Here is a 499-nt window from a genome sequence, read left to right as displayed (position 1 = left end):
TTATAATCATCTCTTTTTTTATTATATGTAATCTCTAACTTACGAACATAACCCTTAATAATTGATTTAACTTTTTTACGTTCAACCATTTTTTTAAAAGACTTATTATAATGTTTTATCTCATCTTCCAACTGTTCATTTTGTACATTAGGCGTCGTAAGCGTTAAAAAAATAAATTCCTTTTTCTCTTGCTGCTTAATATATTGCATCATCAAAGATAAACCCAACGCATCTTTTCTAGCTTTTCTCCAAGCACAGACAGGACAAAATCGATTTTTACAAGAATTAGCTTTATATAATTTCTGTTTTTCTAAAGTTTTATCAGCTACAAAAGACAGAAATGTATTGCAATCTTGAACTAAGTCCATTTGATTCTCTCCAATATGACGTTTAATAAATTTCTGAAATACTTGATTTCTTTGTTTTTTCTCAGTATACTTTTCCATGTTATAACACATAAAAACAACTTAGTTTTCACAAACTATGACAATAAAAAAAG

1 protein-coding gene is annotated in these 499 nt (G+C 26.9%); it reads right to left on the bottom strand.

Annotation, left to right across the window (positions count from 1 at the left end; genetic code table 11):
• Window positions 1–446, bottom strand: a 446-nt coding sequence (locus LQ611_RS13950) for a protein rep (protein ID WP_239709678.1), incomplete at its 3' end; no start/stop codon positions are given.
• Window positions 447–499 lie beyond the last annotated feature (53 nt).

The sequence above is a fragment of the Mammaliicoccus sp. L-M44 genome, assembly GCF_022386355.1.
GTDB lineage: Bacteria > Bacillota > Bacilli > Staphylococcales > Staphylococcaceae > Mammaliicoccus > Mammaliicoccus sciuri_A.
Note: the sequence above shows the minus strand (reverse complement) of the source record. Positions and strands in the feature narration are given on the sequence as shown.